The following is a 22,054-nucleotide window of genomic DNA, read 5'->3' on the forward strand; positions in this document are numbered from 1 at the left end:
CACCGTGCTCGGTCAGGTCGTGATCGTGGGTGCTTCGGCCGCGGGTCTGTCCGCAGCCGAAGCATTGCGTGCCAAGGGGTACGACGGGCGGCTCACGCTGGTCGGGGAGGAGCGGCGGCTGCCGTACGACAGGCCGCCGCTGTCGAAACAGATCCTCTCCGGGCAGTGGCAGCCGGAGCGCTTGCAGCTCCGCGACGAGGCGGCGATCGGCCGGCTGGACGCCGAGCTCCGGCTGGGGGAGACCGCGATCGGGCTGGACGTGGCCCGGCGCGAGCTCGTCCTCGACGGCGGGGGCCTGACGTTCGACGGGCTGGTGATCGCGACCGGCGTCCGGCCGTGGCGGTTGTCCGGCGACGACGTGGCCGGCGTCTGTTCCATCCGGAGCCTCGACGACGCGCTCGCCTTGCGTGCGGCGTTGCAGGCCGGGCAGAAGGTGGTTGTCGTCGGCACCGGTTTTCTCGGTACCGAGGTTGCCGCGGCCTCCCGCGACCTGAACCTCGACGTCACGCTGGTGGGCCGCCAGTCCTCGCCGCTGGAGCGTCAGTTCGGCGCGCAGGTCGGCGAGTTGGTTGCGCAGACGCACAGCGACCACGGCGTACGGCTGCTGATGAACACCGGCGTACTGCGGTTCATCTCGGCCGGCCGTCGGGTAACCGGCGTCGAGCTGTCCGACCACCGAGTGATCAACGCGGACGTGGTCGTTGTGGCTGTCGGTGCGACGCCGGCGACGACCTGGCTCGCAGACTCCGGTCTGCGGATCGGCGACGGCGTCGAGTGCGATGCCGGCTGCCGTGCAGCACCCGGGATCTATGCCGCGGGCGATGTCGCCTCCTGGTACAACCCCTTGTTCGACAGGCAGATGCGGGTCGAGCACCGGCTCAACGCGACCGAGCAAGGGGCGGCCGCGGCCGCGAACCTGCTCGGCGCGGACCGGCCGTTCGCCTCCGTCCCGTACTTCTGGAGCCATCAGTACGACGCCCGCCTGCAGGCGTACGGGATCTTTTCGACCGGCGCCGAGACGACCGTGGTGTACGGCGCGGTCGCCGACCGCACGTTCGCGACCGCCTACGTCGAGAACGGGACGGTGGTCGGCGTACTCGGCTGGAACTGCCCACCGCGACGACTGCGTGAGCTCCGCCAACTGGTCGTCGACCGAGACACCCTGCGAAGGGACACCGCGCATGCGGCTGAAGACGTTCTTGTGGTTCGACAGCCAGGCTGAGGAGGCCGTCGAGCGCTACACGAAGGTGTTTCCCGCCTCGAGGGTCCTGCACCGGCAACGCGGTGCGGACGGGCGGGTCACGACGGTCACCTTCGAGGTCGCCGGGCAGCGGATGGTCGCCTACAACGGCGGCCTCCGTCGTGACTTCACTCCGGCGATCTCGTTGTACGTCGAATGTGACACCCAGCAGGACATCGACACCGCCTGGGCCGGACTCGTTGCCGGTGGCAAAGAAGGCCCCGGTGGCTCGCTGACCGACCGGTACGGGGTGACCTGGCAGATCGTCCCGCGCACGCTGCACACGATCCTGGCCGACGCCGAACCGGACGTCGCCGAACGCATCCTCTCCGCCCTCCACCTGATGAACAAGATCAGCATCCAAGGCCTGATCGACGCCGGCGCCCGCGCCTCCGTCGGTCGCGCCCTGGATCGCCCGGGTCCCGAACGGAGGTGGCAGACACAATGAATTCGAACAGTGCCGCACCGGACCGCGGTCGGTTGCGTGCCGCCTGGACGCTCGTACTGCTGGCGGTGTGCGGCGCCGAGCTGTCGTTCACCGCGGTCGCGGTGCCGGTCACGTGGGTGCTGCTGCCGTTGTTGCTGGTGATGTACGGCGCGGGTGTGCTCCTGATCCGCGAGGCGGTGGTCCGGGTCGGTGGCGGCTGGCCGAGTCTGGTGCTGCTCGGGGTGCACGTGGTGTTCAGCGTGCTCCTGCCGATCATGCTGATCGGCCTGATCTTCCCCGACCACCGCGCCGGCCCGTTCCTGCGCCGCGGCGGCCTCATCGCCTTCGGCATCCTGGCAGTACTGGGCGTCGTCGGCCTCCGCTTCACAATCGCAGCCACCCCAAGACCCCGGCTACCACGCACCAACACCATGGATCGCAGCATTCCTGATCGCCATCGCGGCACTCACCGTGATCGCACTACGGTGCGGTGGAGCGGTTCTGTGGAGTGGGGTCCGGAGCATCAGCTCTGGATGGCCGGAGGAATCCTGGTTTCGCACACCGCGTTCATGGCGCCTGCTGCACCCGTTTCGGTTGTCGCGGGCGCGATCACCATCGTGCTGGAGATCGTGCTGCTGATGCTCCTGGCGCGCCGGGTACGGCGACACGCCCAGCAAGCAGCGGTCTAGAAGCGCGCGGCCGTCACCAGCGTGGCGCGGCGGTCGTCGGTCAGCGGTCCGTTTTCGAGGCGTTTACCGGTCTCCGACGCGTGCAGCATGCCGGCCGCGGACACGAACCCGACGTGGTGCACCGGCTTCCCGGCGCGCCCGAAGAAGTACAGGTCGCCGGGACTGACGTCGTCGATCGGGATGTTCGGCAGGGTGTCGGCCTGGTCGTGCGCGTCCCGCGGCGTCCGCAGCCCGAGCACCCGCGCGACGGCATGGATCAGCCCAGAGCAGTCCAGCCCGTACGCCGACGTACCGCCCCACAGGTACTCGAGCCCCAGGAACTGCTCGCCCAGACGCAGACGCTCCTCGACCGCGGCCGGCTCCGAGGCGAGCCGCAGCGCGGCGTCCTGCAGCCAGCCCGACCCGCCATCCGGAGTCGCCACCCGCGTGTGACCGTCAGCACGCTCGTCGGACGCCAGCACGGTGCCGAACGACAGCTCCGCCACCGGGCGGCCACCGGGCTCGGCCAGCAGTGTGGCTGACGGTACCGCGATCGCGACCGGGTCGGCCGCGCTCTGCGGCAGCTCGCCCAGATGGCTCGACGGGATCCAGCCCGGATACCCGAGCTCGTCCTGGGACGACGGCTGCCAGGGCGCGGCGATCTCGGCCCAGCCGTCGCGTTCGGAGCGCACCAGCACCGGCTCGGCGAACAGCAGTTGGGTCAGGGTCCGGCCGTGCAGGCCGAGCCGGGTCTCGGTGTCCATCGACTTCGCCCAGCCGGCTACGTCGGGTTGTGCGGCGGTCGCGGGCGCGTCGATGTCACGCGGCGCGTCCGGAGACGTCCAGACAGTGCTGACCGGGACCTTGGTGGCGGCTAACCTCATGAGCTCAAGCCTGTCACGCCCAGCCCCGGAGCAGAAGGCAGGTGGATCTTCGAGCCCTCGTACCGGATGCCGCCGGTGACCGCGGGCTCCCGCAGCCACCAGGCGGCGTCGAGATCGTTCACCGCCGTCGTCGGGTACGCCGCGACCAAGGCGGCCGCCGCGCCGACGCCGACGTGGCCCTCCATCATGCAGCCGACGATCGCGCCGAGGCCGTGCTCGCGGGCCAGCTCGAGGAGTGTGCGCGCCGTCGCCAGGCCGCCGCACTTGGCGAGCTTCACGTTCACCAGATCGGCTGCGCCGGACCGGATCACGTTCACGAGGTCGCGGACGCTGAACACCGACTCGTCGGCGAGGATCGGCGTACTGACCCGGTCGGTCACCCACGCCATGCCGTCCAGGTCGGCGGCGGCGACCGGCTGCTCGACGAACTCGATCGCACAGCCGGAGTCCTCGAGCGCGCGGATCACGGTGACCGCGTCGCGGCGGGTCCAGCCCTGGTTGGCGTCCAGCCGGAGCCGCGGCTCCGGGCCGATCGCCGACCGCACCCGGCGGACCCGCTCGACGTCGCCGGCGGCGTCGGTGCCGACCTTGATCTTCAGTACGTCGAAGCCGTCCGCAATCCGCGCCGTGCCGGCCTCGGCCAGCGCGTCCGCGTCGCCGACCGACAACGTCATGTCGGTCTGCACCACGTCGACCGTCGAGCCGAGGAACGCGTGCAGCGTCTGCCCACGGCGCCGGGCCGCGAGGTCGTGCAGCGCGACGTCAACCGCGTCCTTGGCCGCGAAGTTGCCGACCGCCGCGGACTGGACGCGGCGCAACGCCTCGGTCAGGTCGTCCGGGCCGAGCCCCTCGAGTGCGGTGCTGATCGGTCCCTCGATGCACGCCTGCGAACCGGCGAGCGAGTCACCGGTCACCTTCCAGACCTGCGGTGCCTCGCCCCAGCCGCTGAGCTCGCCGTCGGTCAGCTCGACGAGCAGCGACTCGGCGTGCGTCGCCGTACGCAAAGCGGTGATGAACGGCGTGTGCAGCGGGGCCGACACCAAATGCGTTCTGAGCTTCACCGCACGGACCCCAGGTCGTGGCGGTGGTTCCAGGCCTCCAACGCGATCGAGGCGATCAGCTCTTGCGCCTCCGCGTCCGGCAGCTCGGACGTCGTGCATGCGACCAGTACGAACGGGTCCGCGTCGGTGGGACGGACGATGCCGCCGTCGTGCCGGATCCGGGTGTCCCAGCCGTTCTTGTGCTCGACCCTGGTCCCGGCCGGCAGCTGTGCGGGGATCTCGCCGTTCCACTGGTTGCCTGCCAGCAGGTCGCGCAGGTAGTCGCCGGAGGCACCTTCCTGGTTGCCCACCGCAACGAGGACGCCGGCCATCCCGGCCGGGCTCATCAGGTTGCTGATCCCGGACCGTGCGGCGGGCATGTCGTCGATGCCGCGCTGGATCCGCGATTCGGCGGGGGAGCCGGGCAGGGTCGCCTCGGTCAGCGCCGCATGCGCTGCGGGGATCCCGACCTGTTCGAGCACGAGGTCGGTCGCGAGGTTGCTGGAGCGGGTGATCATCTCGGTCGCCAGCCAGCCGAGCGGCACCTGGGTGCCGAGCTTCGTCCAGGTCGCAGGCGCCTCGTCTTCGTCCGGGTCCACGCCGAACCGGCCGCCGGCCGCGGACTCGAAGTCGTTGTGCACCGTCACCGGCCGGTCCAGCGCCAGCTCACCGGCCTCGACCTTGCGCATCATCGCCATCGCGACCGGCAGCTTCATCGTGCTCGCGGAGTAGTGCGTCCGCTCCGCCTCGTGCACGAACACCGGTACGCCGTCCAGCCGGCCCAGCCAGACCCCGAACTCCCCGCTCCCGTCCACCCGCTGGAGCAGCTCCGCGATTCCCATGCGGTCACCCAATCACAACGGCGGACCTGGCAGACTGCCGAGGGTGTCCCGTGCAACCGGTAGGCGACAGGATCCACTCGAGGCCCTGATCCAGCCTCCGGTCGGCAGGGCTCTCGGCATCCTCCTCGGCTTCGCCGCCGACCGCGTCCTGGGCGATCCGCGCCGTCTGCACCCGGTCGCCGGCTTCGGCCAGGCAGCAGCCAGCCTGGAGAAGCACTTGTACGCCGACTCGCGCCCAGCCGGCGTCAGCTACACGGCGACCCTGGTCGGCACCTCAGCAGTCCTCGGCGTCGCGATCGAGCGACTCACCCGCAAGCATCCAGTCCTGTACGTCGCCGCAACCGCGACCGCTACGTGGGCGGTCCTCGGCGCCCGCAGCCTGGAGCGTGAGGCGCAGACCATGGCCACCCTGCTGGAAGAGAAGGACATCCCCGCCGCCCGCGATCGGTTGAGCCACCTGTGCGCCCGCGACGCGACCGCGCTGGAGTCCGACGAGCTGGCCAGGGCGACGGTCGAGTCCCTCGCCGAGAACACCTCGGACGCGTGCGTCGCGCCGCTGGTGTGGGGCGGAGCGTTCGGTATCCCCGGGCTGCTTGCGTACCGGGCGGCGAACACGCTGGATGCCATGGTCGGCTACCGGTCGCCCAAGTACCGGAACTTCGGATGGGCGTCAGCGCGACTGGACGACGTACTGAATCTGCTGCCGGCGCGGGTGTGCGCAGTGCTGACGGCGCTCGTGTCGGGGCGGCCGGCGGAGACCGTCGCGGTCTGGCAGCGCGACGCGCGGAAGCATCCGAGCCCGAACGCCGGCCCGGTCGAGGCAGCGTTCGCGGGTGCGCTCGGCGTGACGCTGGGCGGGACCAACGACTACGGCAGCTACGTCGAGGATCGCGGCACCCTGGGCGACGGCCCGGCGCCAACAGTCCCCGACGTCCGCCGTACGGCCGAACTCGCCCGGTGCGTCGGCGTCGCGGTGGCCGCCCTCGCCACCATCATCTCGTTGCGTCCGAGAATCCGTGGGTCCCGGGCCTCGAATCGTCGGACTCAAGCGGTCGGACTGGGGAAGGGGAAGCGATGGGGTTGAGTCATCGGCCGTTGCGGATCGCGATGATCCGGCACGGGGAGTCCGAGGCGAATCTGGACAAGACGATCTACGAACGCATCCCGGACCACGCGGTGCCGCTGACCGCCCTGGGGCACCAGCAGGCTGCCAAGGCCGGACGGGGGCTGCGGGAGCTGTTCGAGAACGAGCCGGTCCGCGTGTACGTGTCGCCGTACCTGCGGGCCCGGCAGACGCTCGACTCGCTCGGGCTGGACGACCTTCTCCAGTTGCCGCGCGAGGAGCCGCGGCTGCGCGAACAGGACTGGGCCAATCTGCAGGTCACCGAAGACATCGAGCGGCAGGAGAAGCTGCGGGACTCGTTCGGGCACTTCTACTACCGGTTCACCCACGGTGAGTCGGGTTCGGACGTGTACGACCGGGTGTCGACGTTCCTGGAGACGATGCACCGCGACTTCGAGAGCCCGGACGCGCCGCGGAACGTGCTGCTGGTGTCGCACGGGCTCACGATGCGGCTGTTCTGCATGCGCTGGTTCCACTGGTCGGTACGGTTCTTCGAGTCGCTGCGGAACCCGGGGAACGCGGAAACACGCGTCCTGCTGCGGCAACCGGATTTCCGGTACAAGCTGGACCGGCCGTTCGAGCAGTGGACAGCCTACGAACCGACGGACCAAGAGCGTCAGGCTTGGTTGGGTAGCAATGGGTGAGACGACGGAACGGGAGCGATCGGCATGGTTGTAGAGCAGACGCGGGACGCCGTACTGGACCTGCTGGCGAGCCTGTCGCCCGCACAGCTCGCCAAGATCAGGGCGCCGTTCGACACCCCGGACCACAAGGAGTGGACGTACCTGCCGGGGGACCGGCCCGGGCTGCAGCTGTCGGAGCTGACACCGGCGCAGCAGTTGCTGGCGAAACGGATCGTCGAGCTCGGCTGCAGCGAGCGCGGCGCGGCCGACTCGTGGGCGGTGCTGGACGCGGAGGTCATCCTGCGCGGCATCCCCGCGCTGCCGGAGTCGGGGCACTGGGAGGGCTCCGTCCTCGGCGAGCGGTTCTTCCTGCGCGTGCTCGGCGACCCGTCCGGTACCGGGCCGTGGGCCTGGCGGCTGAACGGTCACCACCTGGCGCTGCATGTGATGGTCGTGGACGGGGCGATTGCGTTCACACCGCAGTTCATCGGGTCGAACCCGGCCGAAGTACTGACCGGCCCCGAGACCGGCCGCCGGTTCCTGGCCGCTGAGCAGGACCTGGGCTTCCAGCTGCTGCATGCGCTGGAGCCCGGACAGCTCGAGGTCGCACACGTCTCGCAGGACGCCCCCGACGACCTCCTGACCCGCCACGACCCGGTCGCCGACGCGTCGCTCCTGCACCGCGGCCTGCCGTACGGCGACATGAACGAGGACCAGCGTCAGATCCTGAGCCTCCTCATCGGCCAGTACGTCGGACGTGCGGCCGGTCCGATCGGTCTGCAGACCTGGCAGGACATCACCGCTCAGGGCATTGAGCAGCTGACGTTCGCCTGGGCCGGTGAGACCCAGCCGGGTGTCGGGCACCGCCACTACTACTCCGTGGCCGGCCCGACGTTCCTTGCGGAGTACGACAACACCCAGGACAACGCGAACCACATCCACTCGGTCTGGCGTGACCTGCGCAACGACTGGGGTACGGACCTGCTCGCGGCGCACTACGCAATGCACCGATAGAGTCAGCGACGTCAATCGACGGCATTCGCAGGAACCCGGTGTGAATCCGGGACGGTCCCGCCACTGTGACCCCGCGAGGGGGAGTCAGGAACTGCCGCCGTCGTACCTGTAGCTGGGGCGTGGATACCCCGGGAAGGAACGCGTGCGTATGCCTGCGAAGCTGCTGTTGCTGTCCACCGCCGACACGGACCTGCTGGCTGCCGCACAGGCCGCTGCCGGGTGGAAGGTGGCGAACCCGGCGCGGCTGGACGTCGCCGAGCTCGGTCCGCTGCTCGACGACGCGGATGTGGTCGTCGTCCGCCTGCTCGGCGGCAAGCGAGCCTGGGAGGAAGGCCTCGACGCGGTCCTCGCCTCGGGCAAGCCGGCCGTGGTCGTCAGCGGTGAGGCGGCGCCGGACGCCGAGCTGATGTCGCTGTCGACCGTTCCTGCTGGCGCGGTGACCGAGGCCCTCGCGTATCTCCGCGAGGGTGGAGCGGACAACCTGCGCAACCTGGCCGGGTTCCTGCGCGACACGCTGCTGCTCACCGGCGACGAGTTCGAGCCGCCGCGTGCGCTGCCGGCGTACGGCGTCCGTGGCGAGTTCGTCGAGGACGAACGGCCGGTGGTCGGGATCGTCTACTACCGCGCCCACGAGATCTCCGGGAACACTGCCTTCGTCGACGTACTGGCTGCCGCCGTTGCCGACGCTGGTGCGCAGCCGTTGCCGGTGTACTGCGGGACGCTCCGCGGGCTCGACCCGACCTCACCCGACAATGCGGGGCTGTTCGAGCTGCTCCGCAAGTGCGACGTGCTGGTGACGACCCTGCTCGCCGCGGGCGGATCCGTTGCGGCGAACGCGAGCGCCGGCGGTGCGGACGACGCGTGGGACGCCGGTGCGCTGGCCTCGTTGGACATCCCGTTGATCCAGGGGCTCGCGCTGACCTCGACGCGCGAGCAGTGGGTGGACAGCGATGCGGCCGTCAGCCCGCTGGACGCGGCGACGCAGGTCGCGATCCCGGAGTTCGACGGGCGGCTGATCTCGGTGCCGTTCTCCTTCAAGTCGTACGACGCCGACGGGCTGGCCCGGTACGCGCCGGACCCGGAACGGTGCGCGCGGCTCGCCGGGATCGCGGTCGCGCACGCACGGTTGCGCCACGTACCGGTCGCCGAGAAGCGGATCGCGCTGGTGCTGTCCTCGTACCCGACGAAGCACGCGCGGATCGGGAACGCGGTCGGTCTCGACACGCCCGCGTCGGCGGTCGTGCTGCTCGGGCAACTGAAGGACGCGGGCTACGACGTCGGCGACCTGGATCCGGACGAGCTGGAGGGTGACGGGCTGATCCACCAGCTGATCGCGGCCGGCGGGCACGACGTCGACTGGCTCACCGACGAGCAGCTCGAGAACGCGGTCGCCAAGGTGCCGCTCTCCACGTACGCCACCTGGTTCTCCCGTACGCCGGAATCGTTGCAGGAGGCAATGATCGAGGCATGGGGCGAGGCGCCCGGCTCGTTGTACGTCGACACCTCCGGCGACGAGCCGGCGATCGCGCTCGCGGCGCTGCGGTTCGGGAACGTCGTGCTGATGATCCAGCCGCCGCGGGGCTTCGGTGAGAACCCGGTCGCGATCTACCACGATCCGGCCCTGGCGCCGTCGCACCACTACCTCGCGGCGTACCGGTGGCTGGAGGCGAGCGTCGAGGAGGGCGGCTTCGGCGCCCAGGCCGTCGTTCATCTCGGCAAGCACGGGACGCTGGAATGGCTGCCGGGCAAGGGGATCGGCCTGGCCGCCGACTGTGCACCGGACGCCGTACTCGGGAACCTGCCGATGATCTACCCGTTCATCGTGAACGATCCGGGCGAGGGGACGCAGGCCAAACGGCGCGCGCACGCGACGGTCGTCGACCACCTGGTGCCGCCGATGGCGCGCGCCGAGACGTACGGCGACATGGCGAAGCTGGAGTACCTGCTCGACGAGTACGCGACCGTCTCCGCGCTGGACCCGGAGAAGGTGCCGACGCTGCGCGCGCAGATCTGGACGCTGATCCAGGCGGCGCAGTTGCACCACGACCTGCACACGTCGGACAAGCCGTCGGACGACGAGTTCGACGAGTTCGTACTGCACCTGGACGGGTATCTGTGCGAGATCAAGGACGTACAGATCCGCGACGGGCTGCACATACTCGGCGGTGCGCCGATCGGTGAGGCGCGGGTGAATCTGGTGCTCGCCGTACTGCGGGCGCGGCAACTGTGGGGTGGTTCGTACTCGATCTCCGGGCTGCGCGCGGCGCTCGGGAACACGTTCGGTGTCGACGAAGCCGCGCTGCTGGCGGACCCGGGCCGTGCCGTGCCGGAGCTCGCGGACCTCGCGACGCTGGCCGATCTGCCGGCCGTGAGCGCCGCGGACGGGGTCGATCTGCTGGAGTCGGTCGCGCGGAAGCTCGTCGTCGGGATGGAGACGATGAGCTGGGACGCGACGAAGGTTCCGGTCGTGATCGCCGAGGTGCTCGGCCGCGACTCCGACGAGGTCGCAGCGTCGCTCACCTTCGCCGCCACCGAGGTCGTCCCGCGTCTTGAACGTACCGGCGACGAGCTCGCGAACGTGCTCCGGGCCCTGGACGGACGGTTCGTGGAAGCCGGACCGTCCGGATCCCCGACCCGCGGCCTCGTCAACGTGCTGCCGACCGGGCGGAACTTCTACGCCGTCGACCCGAAGGCGATCCCCAGCCGGAACGCCTGGGACGTGGGCGTCGCCCTCGCCGACTCGCTGATCGCCCGGCACCGGACCGAGACCGGCGAGTACCCGCGGTCCGTCGGCCTGACCGTCTGGGGCACGTCGGCGATGCGTACCCAGGGCGACGACCTGGCCGAGGTGCTGTGGCTGCTCGGCTGCCGCCCGGTCTGGGACGAGGCGTCGCGCCGCGTGACGAGCTTCGAGGTGGTCGACCTGGATGAGGTCGGCCGGCCGCGGATCGACGTGACGATCCGGATCTCCGGGTTCTTCCGGGACGCGTTCCCGCACGTGGTCGCGCTGCTCGACGAGGCCGTCCGGACGGTCGCCGCCCTCGACGAGTCGCCCGACGGCAACTACCTGAAGGCCCACGTCGACGCCGACGTTGCTGCCGGCAACGACGTACGGCGGTCCACGGCCCGGGTCTTCGGCTCCAAGCCCGGCTCGTACGGCGCCGGGCTGCTGCCGCTCGTCGACGCGCGCAACTGGCGTACCGACGCGGAGCTCGCCGAGGTGTACGCGGTGTGGGGCGGGTATGCGTACGGCAAGGATCTCGACGGGGCCGAGGCGCGTGGGTCGATGGAACGCGCGTACGCCCGGATCCAGGTGGCCGCGAAGAACGCCGACACCCGCGAGCACGACATCATGGACTCCGACGACTACTTCCAGTACCACGGCGGCATGATCGCGATGGTGCGGCACCTGACGGGCGCGAACCCGAAGGCGTACGTCGGCGACTCCGCCGTGCCCGCGCAGGTGAAGACGCGGACCCTGGACGAAGAGGCGAAGCGAATCTTTCGTGCCCGGGTGGTGAACCCGCGGTGGATGGCGGCGATGCGGCGGCACGGGTACAAGGGCGCGTTCGAGATGGCGGCGACCGTCGACTACCTGTTCGGATACGACGCGACCGCGGGCGTCGTGGACGACTGGATGTACGAGTCGCTGACCAAGGAATACGTCGCCGACCCGGAGATGGCCGAGTTCTTCCGCACGTCGAACCCGTGGGCGCGGCACGGGATCGCGGAACGGCTGCTCGAGGCCGCCCAGCGCGGTCTCTGGGCGGAACCGTCCGACGCGGCGCTGGAGACACTGCGGAACGCAGTCCTTGAGACGGAGGGTGACATCGAGGACCGCGGCTGATTGGGTGGACGCATGCCCCAACCGATGCTCCGGGTCCTGATCACCAACGACGACGGTTATCTGGCGCCCGGGATTCGGGCCCTCGCACCGGCGATCGCCGAGCTCGGGCACGAGGTCCGCGTGGTCGCGCCGCTGCTCGACGAGAGCGGGGTCGGCTCGGCCCGCGCCGGGATGGTCGGTCGGCCGGTCCGGACGGCCGTCGACGAGGAGCACGGCGTCACGTACACCGGCATCGAGGGGACGCCCGCGCTCGCGGTGACGATGGCCTGTGTCGGCGCGTTCGGCCCGCCGCCGGACCTGGTGCTGTCCGGGATCAACCGCGGGCTGAACATCGGCATCTCGATCTTCCACTCCGGCACCGTTGCGGCGGCACTGACCGCCGCGGAGCTGGGGCTGTCGGCGGTTGCCGTCAGCATGGATGCCGACGACCCACAGCACTGGCCGACCGCGGCGACGGTCGCTGTGGAGGCGCTCGACTGGATCCGGGACGAGCCCGCCGGTACGGTCCTCAGCCTGAACGTGCCCGACCGCCCGCTGGACCAGCTGGCCGGCGTCCGGCACGCGTCGCTGGCGGTGCCACGACGTACTCGCCTGGTCGGCACCCAGGCCCCGACCGGTGAGCCGATGGTCATCGTCGAGCGCCCCGGCATCCCACCCGTCCCCGGCACCGACGAGGCCCTCCTGGCCGAAGGCTTCGTCACAGTCACCCCCATCATCGGCATCCGCGAGGTCCCCGACGACACCGCCGCCACCGCCCTCGCCAAACGCCTCACCCGCTGACGTCTGCAGTTGGACAGTACGTATACGCCCACTGCCTGGCCCCGCAGGCGGGCCGCACCAGGCAATGCCTGCTCAGTGGGCATATACGTACTGTCCAATTGCAGATCGCGGCTGGGCAGGGGATGTGAGGCTGGTCGCTGGCTGGTGGGGTTGGGTGTGCCATGATCGGGCGGACGGTTGTGGAGGAACACCGGTGATCGGCTGTGGCCGAGAGTCCGGGGCGGTCCCGCCACTGTGACCGGGGAGTGGTTCCCGGAAGCCAGGACATCTGCGGCCGTCCGTGGGTCCGCGGTCGCGCGGGCCTGCGTACCAGTGCCGTAGCGGGCGTGGACACCCGCTCGACGAAAGGGACCACCGCCGATGCGGGCTGCTACGCCGACCAGTCTTCCGTTCAGCTTTCCGTTCACCGCGGTCGTCGGGATGGACGACCTCCAGCTGGCCCTGATCCTGGCGGCGATCTCGCCGGCGATCGGTGGCGTACTGATCCGCGGCGAGAAGGGGACGGCGAAGTCGACTGCCGTCCGCGCGCTGACCGAGATCCTGCCGCCGGTCGACGTGGTCGCGGACTGCCGCTTCTCGTGTGATCCGGGGCGTCCTGATCCGACCTGTCCTGATGGACCGCATGTGGGGTCCGGTGCGGAGATCGGCGGCGGTGCGGTCGGCTCTGTGTCGAGGCCGGCGCGGTTGGTCGAGTTGCCGGTCGGGGCGACCGAGGATCGGGTGCTGGGGTCTCTGCACCTGGAGAAGGCGCTCGCGGAGGGTGTGACGGCGTACGAGCCGGGGTTGCTGGCTGCTGCGCATCGCGGCTTGCTGTACGTCGACGAGGTCAACCTGCTGCACGATCATCTGGTTGACGTACTGCTCGATGCTGCCGCGATGGGGCGGGCGACTGTGGAGCGTGACGGGGTGTCGGTGGTGCATCCGGCGCGGTTCGTGCTCGTCGGCACGATGAACCCGGAGGAGGGCGAGCTCCGGCCGCAGCTCCTCGACCGGTTCGGGTTGACCGTCGACGTGGTCGCGAGCCGTGATCCTGCTGTTCGGGTCGAGGTGATGCGCGCGCGGCTTGCGTACGAGGCGGATCCGGTGGCGTTCGTCGCTCGGTACGAGGGGCCGCAGCGCGAGCTAGCCGAACGGATCGTGAAGGCGCAGGACCTGCTGTCCGAGGTGATCCTGACCGACGCGGCGCTGCGGCAGATCGCGGAGATCTGCGCGGCGTTCGACGTCGACGGGATGCGCGCCGACCTGGTCACGGCCCGTACGGCGGTCGCCCACGCCGCCTGGTCAGGGCGCACCGTCGTCGAGGTCGAAGACGTCCGCGCTGCCGCCAAACTGGCCCTCCCGCACCGCAAACGCCGCAACCCCTTCGACGCCCCGGGCCTGGACGCCGACCAACTAGAACAAGCCATCAACAACAGCACCCCACCCGAAAACCCAGACGACGACCCAACCCCAAACGACCCAAACGACCCGAACGACCCGGACGGGCCGGGTGGCGGAGGAGCAGACGGACCCGCTGGCCAGCCGGGCAGCGGTGGGGCAGACGCCGCCGATGCGGCGGGCAGGGCCCGCGAGCCCGGCGGTGCGGCGGACTGCGCTCGGCGCGCAGGCGATGGGTGGCGGGGCGACGACGAGCGCGGGGACGGCGAGCGGGCTGACGGCGAGCGCGGGGACGGCGGCCGCGGGGACGACCGGCGGGGTGAAGGCGAGGCCGGGCCGCGTGCGGGAGGCGCCTCACGGCGCGGAGGAGAGGCTGGGCGTGCCGAGAGCGAGGGCGATGGCGAGCGGGACGGGGAGGTTGTTGGGAGTTCGGAGCCCTACAAGGCTCGGTTGTTGCGGGTGGGGGCGGCTGGGGTTGGGGTTGCGGGGCGGCGGTCTCGGGCTTTGACGGAGGTGGGGCGGGTTGTGGGGGAGCGGGCCCGGGTCGGGCGGGAGGCGGGGCGGCCGCATGTGCTCGGTACGGTTCGGAGCGCGGCGCCGTACCAGAAGCTGCGGGGGCGGAACGGCCCTGGGCTGGTGGTGCGTGCGGATGACGTACGGATGGCGGTCCGCGAAGGCCGCGAAGGCAACCTCGTGCTGTTCTGCGTCGACGCGTCCGGTTCGATGGGTACGAAGAAGCGAATGGGCGCGGTGAAGACAGCGATCGTCTCGCTCCTGCTCGACGCGTACCAACGCCGCGACACCGTCGGACTCGTCACCTTCGCCGGCTCGTCCGCGACGATCGCACTCCCGCCGACCGGCAGCGTCGAGACCGCCGTACGTCGCCTGGAATCCCTCCCCACCGGCGGCCGGACGCCGCTCGCCGAAGGACTCCTGCAGGCCGACGACGTACTGCGGATCGCCGCGATCCGCGACCCGCGCCGGCGTCCGCTCCTGGTGCTCGTCACCGACGGCCGCGCCACGCACGGCGACCAGGCGTTCGCCCGCGCCCGGCAGACCGCCGGCCGGCTGGCCCAGCGCGGCACCGCCACCGTCGTGGTCGACTGCGAACCGCGCCGCGGCGTCCGCCTCGGTCTGGCCGCGGAGCTCGCCGCCGACCTCGGCGCGGAGTACCTCGACCTCGGAGACGTTGCCGCCGGCAACCTGATCCGGACGGTCACCGAGCGGAAGGCGGCCTGAGATGCCGAAGGGGCAGCCGGCCGCGGTGCCGGACGACGGCCTGACCACCCGCCAGCGCCGCAACCGGCCGCTGCTGATGGTGCACACCGGCGAGATGAAGGGGAAGTCGACCGCCGCGTTCGGGATGGCGCTGCGCGCCTGGAACCAGGGCTGGAACCTCGGGGTCTTCCAGTTCGTGAAGAGCGCCAAGTGGAAGGTCGGCGAGGAGAGCGCATTCAAGGCGCTCGGCGAACTCCACGTGACGACGGGGCAGGGCGGACCGGTCGAGTGGCACAAGATGGGCGAGGGCTGGAGCTGGTCCCGCAAGGCCGGCACCGAAGCGGACCACGCTGCCGACGCACTCGAGGGCTGGCGGGAGATCCAGCGTCGGCTGGCCGCGGAGACGCACGACCTGTACGTCCTGGACGAGTTCACGTATCCGATGAAATGGGGCTGGATCGACGTCGACGAGGTCGTCGAGACGCTGGCCGGCCGGCCCGGTCACCAGTACGTCGTGATCACCGGCCGCGCCGCGCACCCGAAGCTCCTCGAGGCCGCGGACCTGGCCACCGAGATGACCAAGCTCAAACACCCGATGGACGCCGGGCAGAAGGGCCAGAAGGGCATCGAGTGGTGATCCCGCGGGTGGTGATCGCCGCACCGGCCTCGGGTGCGGGAAAGACCACGGTCGCGGTCGGGCTGATGGCGGCGTTGCGGCAGGCGGGGCACGCGGTGGCCGGGTTCAAGGTCGGGCCGGACTACATCGACCCCGGGTTCCACGCGGTCGCGACCGGACGGCCGGGGCGGAACCTCGACCCGATGCTGTCGGGGGAGGAACTGATCGCGCCGCTGTTCGCTCACGGCTCCGCGGGCACGGACCTGGCCGTCGTCGAGGGCGTCATGGGGCTGTACGACGGAGCGCTCGGGACGGAAGGGTTCTCGTCGACGGCGCATGTGGCGAAGCTGTTGAAGGCGCCGGTGATCCTGGTGGTCGACGCGTCGGCGGCGGGCCGGAGCGTCGGCGCCGTTGTGCAGGGGTTCGTTGCCTTTGACACCGAAGTACGGATCGTCGGCGTGATCCTGAACAAGGTCGGCTCGGACCGGCACGAGGCCGAGGTACGCGCCGGCGTCGCGCCCACCGGCGTACCGGTGCTGGGCGTCCTGCGCCGCGACACGCGGCTGACGGTCCCCAGCCGGCACCTCGGCCTCGTACCGGCCAACGAACAACGCACCCAGGCCGAAGCAGCGGTAGAAGCCGCCGCAGAACTGGTCCGCCAAGGCGTGGACCTCGAAGCTGTAATAACAGCAGCCAAGGTCGCGCCGGCCGTCGAGACAACTCCCTGCACACCACACAGCGAGGCCACGGAACCGGCAGGCCGGCGGCCAGTGGTTGCTTTGGCGGGTGGGCCGGTGTTCTCGTTCCATTACACCGAGACAAGCGAGCTGCTGACCGCAGCGGGCGCCGACGTGGTCACGTTCGATCCGCTGACCGACAGGTTGCCCGAGGCAACCGCAGCGCTGTACCTCGGCGGCGGCTTCCCCGAGCTGCATGCCGAAGCGCTCTCCGCCAACGTCGAGCTCCGTACCCAGGTCGCGAAGGCAGTCGCCGACGGCCTTCCAGTGGTCGCGGAGTGCGCCGGCCTGCTCTACCTCTGCCGCGAGCTGGACGGCCACCCGATGACCGGCGTACTGCCCGCCGGCGCGCGCATGACCGGCCGGCTCACGCTCGGCTACCGGACGGCAGTCGCCGCGGCGACGACCGAGTTCTTCGACGAAGGACGCCGCGTCCGCGGGCACGAGTTCCACCGCACCACGGTCGACCTCGATCACGACGTACAGCCCGCCTGGCATCTGCCCGCCGGCGTCGAGGGCATCACGCTCCCGCACGTGCACGCGTCGTACCTGCACCTGCATTGGACCGCGACCCCGGACGTCCCGGCCCGCGTGGTCGCCGCTGCCCGTAAGTACGCGCGATGAGCCTCGTCGTCGGAGTCGGACTCCGAGCCGGTACGTCGTACGCCGAGCTGCGCGACCTGGTCCATCGGGTCGTCACCGGCGAGGTCCACCTCGTCGTCACGATCGAGGGCCGCGAGACCGAGCCCGCCGTACAGCAACTGGCCGACGAACTCGGCGCCGAACTGCGCACGTTCAGCAAAGCCGAGCTGGCCGAGCAGCCCGCGCCGACGCCGAGCGAGCAGGTGGACCAACTCAGCGGGATCCCCAGCGTCGCCGAAGCAGCCGTCCTCGCCACCGGCGCGCACCTTGTCACCCCCAAACAACGCACCGCCAACGCCACCGTTGCCACCGGCCACCTGCCCGCCCCCGGCTATGAAGAGGTGGAGCGCGCGGTGGTGCATCGCGTGATCGCCGAGCGACGCGACGTACGACGCGGGTTCCTGGACGTCCCGATCGACGACGAGCTGCTGACTCGGGTACTAGAGGCAGCCCATCGCGCCCCGAGCGTGGGGCTGAGCCAGCCGTGGGACTTCCTGCTGATCCGGGAGCGTACGACCCGGCAGAAGGTGCATGCGCTGGCGATGCAGCAGCGGGACGCGTTCGCGGCCTCACTGCCGGCGGATCGCCGGACGGCGTTCGACGGGCTGAAGATCGAGGCGATCCTCGACACCCCGTTGAACATCGCGGTCACCTGCGACCCGGGCCGCGGCGGCCGGCACGTCCTCGGCCGGCATGCGGATCCGCGCACCACCTGGTTCTCGGCCGCGATCGCGATCCAGAACCTCTGGCTCGCCGCCCGCGCCGAAGGACTCGGCGTCGGCTGGGTCTCGTTCTTCGGCCCGCAGGAGGTCGCCGACGTCCTCGGCCTGCCCGCGCACGTCGAGCTGGTCGGCTACCTGTGCGTCGGGTACGTCGACGAGTTCGCCGCGGCGCCCGAACTCGTGCGATCCGGCTGGGCGAAGCGCCGTCCACTGTCCTGGGCGGTCCACCAGGAGGAATGGGGGCGGCGGGACAGTTCGATCGTCGAGGACGCGCTGCACGCGGCGCAGGAGGCCGTACCGGCGACCGGTCAACGGGTGCATGTGATCGTCGGCGGCGCCGCGTCCGACCTCGGTCGGCCCGATGTCCTCGTGGTCGATCTCCGCGAGGAACGGCCGGAGCAGGACTTCGGCGTACTGTGGCGGCCGGCGCGGACACCCGCCGAGGCCGAGGAGTACGGGGTGGAGATCGCCCGCGATCTGGCGCTGCAGGGTGTAGGCCAACTCGACGTACAGGTCGCCGCCGGGTCAGTGGTCGCGGAGGCCCTGGCCGCTGGTTTGCGGACCGGTGCGTCGGCCTGTGGTCTGTCACACTCCTCCGCATGAGTGAGCCGATGTACGTCCCCGCCTTCTCGATGAAGCAGCGCGTCACGATGATGGCGAACAAGTACGAGCTGATCACCACCAACCCGGACGGGAGCGACGGGCAGCTGCTCGCGTTCGCGCAGCAGAAGCGGATGGCGTTCAAGGAGCAGGTGACCTTCTACACCGACGACACCAAGACGCAGCCGGTGTTCTCTTTCAAGGCCCGTAAGACGATCGACCTCGGCTCCGGATACGACGTGTTCGACGCCGACGGGCAGTCGATCGGGTGGTTCAAGAAGGAGTTCGGCAAGAGCCTGCTGCGGTCCAGCTGGCAGCTCAGCGCGCCCGGCATCGACGCGGACGGTACGGAGCGGAACCCGACCATCGCGATCGTCCGCCGGGTCTGGGAGTTCGTGCCGTTCATCGGGGAGATCCCGTTGCCGTTCATCTTCCATTTCGACTTCACCGCACGGGACACGCAGCAGCCGGTGCTGTCGGTGGAGCGGAAGATGTCGATCCGGGACCGCTACCGGATCACCGTGCAGGACCAGCGGCTCGACTTCCGGGTTGCGGCGGCGATGACGGTCGCGCTGGACGCCCTGCAGTCACGCTGAGTTGTTTTCGGGTTCCGGTGTACTACCACGGTCGTATGCCGGACTCACTCTTTCGGGTGAACCTACCCCGAGGGCACTTGGTTCCGTCGGTGCCCGGTGCGAGGCTGTACACATGGGCGTAGCACAGCGCAGTCGACGGTGGTTGGTTCCGGTCACGACGGTCGCGGTAGTGGCGGGGGTGGGGGCACTCGGACCGGTGGTCGCGGATGCCTCGCCGAAGCTCCCCGGGATCTCCGCACAGGATCTGCTCGCGAAGGTCCAGACCGCGAAGGTGGACGGTCTGAGCGGCACGGTCAGATCGGACGCGGACCTCGGCCTGCCGGCCATCCCCGGCATGGCGGGGGCCGGCAGCAGCCAGCTGACCGAGATGCTGAGCGGCACGCACACCGCGCGGATCGCGTTCGCGACCCCGGACAAGGCCCGCGTCTCGGTGCTCGACAACCAGGCCGAGCGGGTCTGGACCACGGACGGCACCTCCGCCTGGGCGTACGACTCCGCCAAGCGTGAGGCGACCAAGCTGACGCTGCCCGCGCACAAGAACGCCAAGCCCGAGAGGGCGACGCCGAAGTCGTACGACCCGCAGTCGGTCGCCAAGCAGTTCCTCGACGCGATCGACCCGACCACGAACGTCCAGGTCAGCGGGACCGAGAAGGTCGCCGGCCGGGACGCGTACAAGCTCCGTCTGGTGCCGAAGACCGACAAGACCACGGTCGGCTCGGTGACGCTGGCGATCGACTCCAAGACCTGGGTCCCGCTGGACGTGACCGTGATGCCGCGGACCGGCAACGACCCCGCGCTCGAGGTCGGCTTCACGTCGGTCACGTTCGACGTACCGTCCGCGAGCACCTTCAGCTTCACGCCGCCGAAGGGCGTGAAGGTCACCGACCAGAAGGTCCCGGCGAAGCGTGAGCTGCCGCGCAGCAACGTCGCACCGAAGCGCATCGACCCGAAGTCGCCCGCTGCGGCGGCGTCCAAGCCGACCGTGATCGGTCAGGGCTGGGACAGCGTCGTGCTGCTGAAGGGCGCCATGCCGACCGCCGGCGCAACCGCGAACGGTCCGCTCGCGCAGCTGCTGGCGAAGGCACCGACCGTGCAGGGCTCGTGGGGCGAGGGGAAGATCGTGACCAGCAAGATGGTCAGCGCGCTGATCACCGACGACGGCCGGGTGTTCGCCGGCCTGGTCACGCCCGGCACTCTGCAGGCTGCAGCGGCGAAGGCCCCGCGCTGAGCACCGAGATGACGAGCGCGCCGGTCGTCACCCACGGATTGACCAAACGGTTCCGCAGCGGGCAGGTGGCGGTGGACTCGGTCGATCTGGAGGTGCCGGCCGGCAGTGTGTTCGGCTTCCTCGGGCCGAACGGCTCGGGGAAGACCACCACCATCCGGATGCTGCTCGGCCTGATCGCGCCGACGTCCGGCGCCGTCGAGCTGCTCGGTGAGCCGATGCCGAAGGCGCACCTGCGGGTGCTGCCGCGGGTCGGCGCGCTGGTCGAGGGTCCGGCGTTCTACCCGTTCTGGACCGGCCAGGCGAACCTGTTGCGCTTCGATGCCGCCGACCGCACCGCCGATCCGAAGACCCGCAAGGCGCGCGCCGGGGAGGCGCTGGAGCGGGTCGGCCTGTCGAACGCCGCCGGCAAGAAGGTCCGGGCGTACTCGCTCGGTATGCGCCAGCGGCTCGCGATCGCGGTCGCGCTGATGCAGCGCCGGGAGCTGCTCGTCCTGGACGAGCCGACGAACGGCCTGGACCCGCAGGGCACCCGCGAGGTCCGGCACCTGATCCGCGACCTGGCCAACGACGGTACGACGGTCTTCACGTCCACCCACCTGCTGGCCGAGGTCGAGCAGGTCTGTACGCATGCGGCGGTGATGAGCCGCGGGAAGCTCTTGCGCCAGTCCACGATGGCGGACCTGCGCGCCGAGCTGCGTCCGAAGCTGGTCGTCCGGACGCCGGACCTCACCCAGGCGGCCGACACGCTGCAGAGCCTGGGCGTCCTCGACCTGAAGACGACTCCGGAGACCGTCGAGGGTGATCCCGGCGAGCTCCCGATCGAGAAGTTCGCGGCCGCACTGGTCGCCGCCGACGTCCGCATCCACGGGTTCGGTCTGGAACGCCCGAGCCTCGAGGACGCGTTCGTGGCACTCACCGGGGAGGGCTTCGATGTCGCAGAGTGAGGCCACCGCCGAGACGCCGGCCGAGACCCCTGCCGAGACGCCGGCTGCGGTCGTGGTGCAGCGGCCGAGCGCGGGCCGGCACACGCTGGCGTTGTTCGGCTCCGAGCTGCGGCTGGTGTTCGGCCGGGCCCGGACCCAGGTCGGGCTCGGGGTCCTGGCCGCGGTGCCGTTGCTGATCGGGGTCGCGATCAAGATCGCCGACTCCAACGGCGGCACCGGCGACGGGTTCCTCGGGCAGATCGCCGGGAACGGCCTGTTCCTGATCGTCGGCGCCCTCGGCCTGTCGATGCCGTTCTTCCTGCCGACCGCGGTGACCGTGGTGTCCGGTGAGTCGCTGGCCGGCGAATCCAGTCTCGGTACGCTCCGCAACCTGCTCACCGCACCGGCCGGCCGGTCCCGGCTGCTCGCCGCGAAGATGGTGGCGCTGTCGATCTTCTGTTTCGCCGCGACGATGACGATCTGGCTCTCCGGCCTGATCGTCGGTTTCATTCTGTTCCCGGTCGGCGACGTCCTGCTGCTGTCCGGCTCGACCGTCTCGCTCGGCGAGGGCCTGCTGCGGGCGTTCGGGATCGCGATCCTGATCGCGTTGTCGCTGCTCGGGCTGGCGGCGATCGGCCTGTTCGTCTCGTCCCTGACGTCGACGCCGCTGGCCGCGATGGCGGCGACGTTCGGCACCTTCGTCGTGCTCGGGATCCTGACCGCGATCCCGCAGCTGCACGCGATCCACCCGTGGCTGCTGATCTTCCGCTGGCAGTCGTTTGCCGACCTGCTGCGCGATCCGCCGTACTACCACGAGATCGTCCGCAACCTGCTTCTCCAGGCCGGCTACGTCGCAGTCTTCTACTCCGCCGCCTGGGCCCGCATCACGAGCCGCGACATAACCTAG

At 70.5% G+C, this 22,054-nt stretch carries 19 protein-coding genes and 2 riboswitches; of the genes, 16 read left to right on the plus strand and 3 right to left on the minus strand.

Translation table 11 applies throughout. The features are described 5' to 3' along the window. Positions 1-4 precede the first annotated feature (4 nt). Genes ACGFI6_RS16315 through ACGFI6_RS16325 form a run of 3 tightly spaced genes read left to right on the plus strand, consistent with a single transcriptional unit; the run spans position 5 to position 2,356 of the window. Complete coding sequence (locus ACGFI6_RS16315) at positions 5-1,222, plus strand: NAD(P)/FAD-dependent oxidoreductase (RefSeq protein ID WP_393119164.1); 1,218 nt, start codon at positions 5-7, stop codon at positions 1,220-1,222. After that, positions 1,182-1,688: a VOC family protein gene (locus tag ACGFI6_RS16320; protein ID WP_393119166.1), complete on the plus strand. Its 507-nt coding sequence runs from the start codon at positions 1,182-1,184 to the stop codon at positions 1,686-1,688. Before ACGFI6_RS16315 ends, ACGFI6_RS16320 begins: the two co-directional genes overlap by 41 nt. Next, positions 1,685-2,356, plus strand: a complete 672-nt coding sequence (locus ACGFI6_RS16325; protein ID WP_393119168.1) for a hypothetical protein — start codon at positions 1,685-1,687, stop codon at positions 2,354-2,356. Before ACGFI6_RS16320 ends, ACGFI6_RS16325 begins: the two co-directional genes overlap by 4 nt. Here the strand turns inward: ACGFI6_RS16325 and ACGFI6_RS16330 are convergent. From ACGFI6_RS16330 to ACGFI6_RS16340, 3 genes are read right to left on the minus strand one after another with little or no spacing between them, the layout of a single operon-like run. Then, positions 2,353-3,219, minus strand: coding sequence for an NlpC/P60 family protein (locus tag ACGFI6_RS16330; RefSeq protein WP_393119170.1), 867 nt, complete (start codon positions 3,217-3,219; stop codon positions 2,353-2,355). The genes ACGFI6_RS16325 and ACGFI6_RS16330 overlap by 4 nt on opposite strands. Then, entirely contained in the window at positions 3,216-4,280 is a 1,065-nt protein-coding gene (locus ACGFI6_RS16335) for a mandelate racemase/muconate lactonizing enzyme family protein (protein WP_393119171.1), read from the minus strand. Before ACGFI6_RS16335 ends, ACGFI6_RS16330 begins: the two co-directional genes overlap by 4 nt. Beyond that, positions 4,277-5,101 (minus strand): serine hydrolase, encoded by an 825-nt coding sequence (locus ACGFI6_RS16340; protein ID WP_393119173.1) that lies wholly within the window; start codon positions 5,099-5,101, stop codon positions 4,277-4,279. Before ACGFI6_RS16340 ends, ACGFI6_RS16335 begins: the two co-directional genes overlap by 4 nt. 43 nt (positions 5,102-5,144) lie before the next feature. Between ACGFI6_RS16340 and ACGFI6_RS16345 the strand changes: the two genes are divergently transcribed. The 13 genes from ACGFI6_RS16345 to ACGFI6_RS16405 all read left to right on the plus strand — a co-directional run bounded on the left by ACGFI6_RS16345 (position 5,145) and on the right by ACGFI6_RS16405 (position 22,054). Then, positions 5,145-6,185 carry a cobalamin biosynthesis protein gene (locus ACGFI6_RS16345; RefSeq protein WP_393119175.1) on the plus strand — a complete coding sequence of 347 codons (1,041 nt, stop codon included), beginning with the start codon at positions 5,145-5,147 and terminating at the stop codon, positions 6,183-6,185. After that, positions 6,176-6,868 carry a phosphoglycerate mutase family protein gene (locus tag ACGFI6_RS16350; protein ID WP_393119176.1) on the plus strand — a complete coding sequence of 231 codons (693 nt, stop codon included), beginning with the start codon at positions 6,176-6,178 and terminating at the stop codon, positions 6,866-6,868. The genes ACGFI6_RS16345 and ACGFI6_RS16350 overlap by 10 nt, the downstream gene beginning before the upstream one ends. Before the next feature lie 24 nt (positions 6,869-6,892). Beyond that, the gene (locus tag ACGFI6_RS16355) at positions 6,893-7,861 is read left to right on the plus strand and encodes a DUF3500 domain-containing protein (RefSeq protein ID WP_393119178.1); all 969 of its coding nucleotides are present in this window, start codon (positions 6,893-6,895) and stop codon (positions 7,859-7,861) included. After that, positions 7,850-7,976: riboswitch (cobalamin riboswitch) on the plus strand. (Overlaps the previous gene by 12 nt.) 33 nt (positions 7,977-8,009) lie before the next feature. Continuing rightward, complete coding sequence (cobN, locus tag ACGFI6_RS16360; protein ID WP_393119179.1) at positions 8,010-11,708, plus strand: cobaltochelatase subunit CobN; 3,699 nt, start codon at positions 8,010-8,012, stop codon at positions 11,706-11,708. 12 nt (positions 11,709-11,720) lie between these two features. Beyond that, positions 11,721-12,488, plus strand: coding sequence for a 5'/3'-nucleotidase SurE (gene surE, locus ACGFI6_RS16365; RefSeq protein WP_393119181.1), 768 nt, complete (start codon positions 11,721-11,723; stop codon positions 12,486-12,488). 185 nt (positions 12,489-12,673) lie between these two features. Further along, a riboswitch (cobalamin riboswitch) is annotated at positions 12,674-12,755 on the plus strand. 93 nt (positions 12,756-12,848) lie between these two features. Continuing rightward, positions 12,849-15,104, plus strand: a complete 2,256-nt coding sequence (locus tag ACGFI6_RS16370; protein ID WP_393119183.1) for a magnesium chelatase subunit D family protein — start codon at positions 12,849-12,851, stop codon at positions 15,102-15,104. A 1-nt stretch (position 15,105) separates the two neighbouring features. Next, a complete protein-coding gene (gene cobO / locus ACGFI6_RS16375; protein ID WP_393119185.1) occupies positions 15,106-15,720 on the plus strand; it encodes a cob(I)yrinic acid a,c-diamide adenosyltransferase in 615 nt (204 codons plus the stop codon). Next, positions 15,714-17,060 (plus strand): cobyrinate a,c-diamide synthase, encoded by a 1,347-nt coding sequence (locus ACGFI6_RS16380; RefSeq protein WP_393119187.1) that lies wholly within the window; start codon positions 15,714-15,716, stop codon positions 17,058-17,060. Before cobO ends, ACGFI6_RS16380 begins: the two co-directional genes overlap by 7 nt. Then, complete coding sequence (gene bluB, locus ACGFI6_RS16385) at positions 17,057-18,403, plus strand: 5,6-dimethylbenzimidazole synthase (RefSeq protein WP_393119189.1); 1,347 nt, start codon at positions 17,057-17,059, stop codon at positions 18,401-18,403. The genes ACGFI6_RS16380 and bluB overlap by 4 nt, the downstream gene beginning before the upstream one ends. Beyond that, positions 18,400-18,996 (plus strand): hypothetical protein, encoded by a 597-nt coding sequence (locus ACGFI6_RS16390; protein ID WP_393119191.1) that lies wholly within the window; start codon positions 18,400-18,402, stop codon positions 18,994-18,996. The genes bluB and ACGFI6_RS16390 overlap by 4 nt, the downstream gene beginning before the upstream one ends. A gap of 169 nt (positions 18,997-19,165) precedes the next feature. Further along, the gene (locus tag ACGFI6_RS16395; RefSeq protein ID WP_393119193.1) at positions 19,166-20,224 is read left to right on the plus strand and encodes an outer membrane lipoprotein carrier protein LolA; all 1,059 of its coding nucleotides are present in this window, start codon (positions 19,166-19,168) and stop codon (positions 20,222-20,224) included. 8 nt (positions 20,225-20,232) lie between these two features. Then, entirely contained in the window at positions 20,233-21,168 is a 936-nt protein-coding gene (locus ACGFI6_RS16400) for an ABC transporter ATP-binding protein (RefSeq protein WP_393119195.1), read from the plus strand. After that, entirely contained in the window at positions 21,155-22,054 is a 900-nt protein-coding gene (locus tag ACGFI6_RS16405; RefSeq protein ID WP_393119196.1) for an ABC transporter permease, read from the plus strand. The genes ACGFI6_RS16400 and ACGFI6_RS16405 overlap by 14 nt, the downstream gene beginning before the upstream one ends.

This window comes from Kribbella sp. NPDC048928, assembly GCF_043197975.1.
GTDB lineage: Bacteria > Actinomycetota > Actinomycetes > Propionibacteriales > Kribbellaceae > Kribbella.